Raw genomic sequence first — 3153 nt, forward strand, 5'->3', positions numbered from 1 at the left:
GGGCCGACCTGCAGGTCGTCGCCCAGGAGTTCGTGCGCGGACGCGCCGCCTCGGTGTCCTTCTGCGCGCTGGGCGGCCGGATGCTTGAGGGCTTCGCCTATACCGNCCTGCAACACCAGCAGCCAGAACCCTTCGGTCCGGCGTCGGTGATCGAACTTGCGGATCACCCGCCGCTGATCGACATGGCACGGCGCATCGTCGAGGTGACACGCTATTCCGGTTTCGGCGGTATCGACGCCATTCTGCCGGAAGATGGCAGCCAGCCCGTTTTCCTGGAGTTCAACGCCCGTCCGACCCAGACCGTCCATCTCGGCGGCCTGGCGGACAGCGACCTGTGCCGGGCAATGGCCTGCGCCTTGACCGGCCAGCCCCATGAGCCGGTCTTTGGCCGGGCGGCAACGCGGCAGGTCGCGCTGTTCCCCGCCGAGTGGATCCGCGATCCCAACAGCCCCTACCTGACCTCCGCCCATCATGACGTGCCGTGGAGCGAACAGCGGATGACCGCGGTGATCCTGACCGTGACGCCGCATCTCCGTTCCGCCTGAACGGACCGCTGCCGGGCAATCACTCCGGCGGCTGTACCAGCGACAAGTCGCCGGCAACCTCGTGCCTGAGGTCGATGCCATCGACGGTCAACACCACGCGGACCGGCAATGCCTTCACCCCGTCCAGCCGTCCCTCGGCCAGGGCACGGCCGACCGCCAGTTCGATTTCCCTCTGAGATGTAACGCCGACCTGCTTGAGAAATTTGCGCAGGTCGAGGTTGAAAGTCTCGTTGTCCATCGCCGCCCTCCGAATTGGAACCGCCGTTTCCCGTGCCGTTCGGAACCCGTTCGGCGCGGTGTTGGTTCCATGAGCGGTGGTTTCATGAATCCGGCCTGCCATTCCGGCCCAAGGGGGGAAGACTCTGCAGGCCGCAACCTGAAACGGCGAAGGCGCCGGTCGAAAACCGGCGCCTTCCGTTCACTATCATACCGGCGACGCCAGATCATCCCGACGCAAACGCACAGCTCGCCCCCGGCGTCCGGCACCGGGCGGACGAGCGTGGCCGAAAAACGGTGCGGCCTCAGTCGTCGCGCTGGGTCCGCTCCATCCGTTCGTGCCGCTCCTGGGCCTCAAGGCTCAGCGTCGCGATCGGACGGGCATCCAGCCGGCGGACGGAGATGGGATCCCCCGTCTCCTCGCAATAGCCATAGCTGCCGTCGACGAGGCGCTCCAGCGCAGCGTCGATCTTGGAGATCAGTTTGCGTTCCCGGTCGCGGGTCCGCAGTTCCAGCGCACGGTCGGTCTCGGCCGAGGCGCGGTCGGCAATATCCGGTTCCTGGATACCACCTTCCTGGAGGCTGTTGAGCGTGCCGGTGGATTCCGCAAGAAGTTCCGCGCGCCAGCGCAGCAGCTTCTGGCGGAAATACTCCCGCATGATCGGGTTCATGAACTCCTCGTCATCCGACGGGGAATAGTTCTGGGGCAGAAGCGGCGACGTCATCCGAAAGCATCCAGCGAAAAAGGGGTGATCCGGGCGGCGCGGAGTATAGGCACGCCACGGCGCGACCGCAACCCATTGGTTCGCCCCCGCAACGACCAAACAAGCCCTTGGAATAAAAAAGATTTGTCAGCGTTGCAGATTCGCCCACCCTGACTGTCCTGCGGGTTTGACGCGCCGCTCTTCCGCTCGGGCCTGTCCCCCGAGGTGTGGACGCAGCCGGACACCCAACCGCAGCGCCCCGCCCCAGCGGCACCGGCGCCCGCATCGGTGCGGGATGCGGCCAGCCGAATCAGGAGGTCAGCTTCGCCAGTTCGACCTGCGCGCGCAGGTCGATTTCATCGAGGATTTCGGCCAGGGCCGGGTCATCCACCTGGGCGCGGCGCGTCTGCACCACCTTGGCGAGATCGACCAGCTTCTGCATCGACAGCGAACCGGACAGCAGCCCGTGCTGGATTTCCTCCAGCCGGTCAAGCATCTCTTCCGCCCGCATCTTGCCGCGGGACGCACGGGCGGTGGCGTCGTCGGTGACGTCGACCTCCTGCAGGGCCAGCACGCCCGAAACCCCGGCGCTGGCGGCGGTGCCGCTGACGCCGTGGGCGGCGCCGGCCTCTCCCACCAATTGCTTGGAGAAGGCTGCGCCGGACGAGCCTTCGGCCTTGCCGGTGCGGCGGACCGAACCACTGCCGCGTATGTTTCCGGAGCCTTCGACTTTCATGATCCGTGCAACCGTTTGCAGTAAAGGATGCGTAAACGCGCACACAGTAGATGGATCAACCTTAACATCCGGTCAAGGCTTGCCGCAATCGGGCAAAAATTGCCGGCCGGCTGTGACCAAAAGGCGCCATAGTCCGGGTGTTTTTCAGGGCAGAGGCGGAAAGCCGCCATCCGCGGCGGCTGGCACGGCGTTTGTATAGGGATGGGCACGAGTTCAGGAGTGTCCGCGTCATGATCCCCACCGCCCTTCACCTTCTGCGCCGCCGTGCCGTCCCGGCCCTGCTGACCGCCCTGCTGGTGTTCGGCATCGCGGCCGCACCGGCGCTGGCCGCATCCGCCCGTATCAAGGACATCGTCGATGTCGAGGGTGTGCGCGACAACATGCTGATCGGCTATGGGCTGGTGGTGGGCCTGAACGGCACCGGCGACAGCCTGAACAACTCGCCCTTCACCGAACAGAGCCTGACCGGCATGCTGGAGCGGATGGGCGTCAATACCCGCGGCACCAACCTGCGCACCAAGAATGTGGCGGCGGTGATGGTGACGGCGACACTGGGCGCCTATGCGGCCCAGGGCACCCGCATCGACGTCACGGTATCGGCGATGGGCGACGCCAAGAGCCTGCTGGGCGGCACCCTGCTGGTCACCCCGATGATGGGCGCCGACGGCGAGGTCTATGCCGTGGCTCAAGGTCCCATCGCGGTGTCCGGCTTCACCGCCCAGGGCCAGGGCGCCAGCGTGACCCGCGGCGTGCCGACCTCCGGCCGCATCTCCTCCGGCGCCATCGTCGAGCGGGAGATCCAGTTCTCGCTGGCCGAACTGCCGGTGCTGCGGTTGTCCTTGCGCAACCCCGACTTCACCACCGCCCAGCGGGTGGCCACCGCCATCAACATCCAGCTGCGCGGCAACCGCGCCCCAGCGACCGACCCGGCCTCCGTCCTCATCAACGTGCC

Annotated in this window: 5 protein-coding genes; 2 read left to right on the plus strand and 3 right to left on the minus strand. The window is 66.6% G+C overall.

What is annotated here, in order from left to right; genetic code table 11:
• The coding region (locus I71_RS12635; protein ID WP_042695212.1) for an ATP-grasp domain-containing protein at positions 1-545 on the plus strand (545 nt) is incomplete at its 5' end.
• A gap of 19 nt (positions 546-564) precedes the next feature.
• Here I71_RS12635 and I71_RS12640 read toward each other — a convergent pair.
• The 3 genes from I71_RS12640 to I71_RS12650 all read right to left on the minus strand — a co-directional run bounded on the left by I71_RS12640 (position 565) and on the right by I71_RS12650 (position 2201).
• Positions 565-783 carry a DUF6494 family protein gene (locus I71_RS12640; RefSeq protein ID WP_042695213.1) on the minus strand — a complete coding sequence of 73 codons (219 nt, stop codon included), beginning with the start codon at positions 781-783 and terminating at the stop codon, positions 565-567.
• Positions 784-1066: 283 nt separating this feature from the next.
• On the minus strand, positions 1067-1486 hold the full coding sequence (dksA, locus tag I71_RS12645) for an RNA polymerase-binding protein DksA (protein WP_042695214.1): 420 nt from the start codon (positions 1484-1486) through the stop codon (positions 1067-1069).
• A gap of 289 nt (positions 1487-1775) precedes the next feature.
• Positions 1776-2201 carry a flagellar assembly protein FliX gene (locus I71_RS12650; protein WP_042695215.1) on the minus strand — a complete coding sequence of 142 codons (426 nt, stop codon included), beginning with the start codon at positions 2199-2201 and terminating at the stop codon, positions 1776-1778.
• Between the two features lie 230 nt (positions 2202-2431).
• Between I71_RS12650 and I71_RS12655 the strand changes: the two genes are divergently transcribed.
• Positions 2432-3153: flagellar basal body P-ring protein FlgI (locus tag I71_RS12655; RefSeq protein WP_042695216.1), on the plus strand; the 722-nt coding region annotated here is incomplete at its 3' end.

Source organism: Azospirillum sp. B506 (assembly GCF_000333595.1).
Taxonomy (GTDB): domain Bacteria; phylum Pseudomonadota; class Alphaproteobacteria; order Azospirillales; family Azospirillaceae; genus Azospirillum.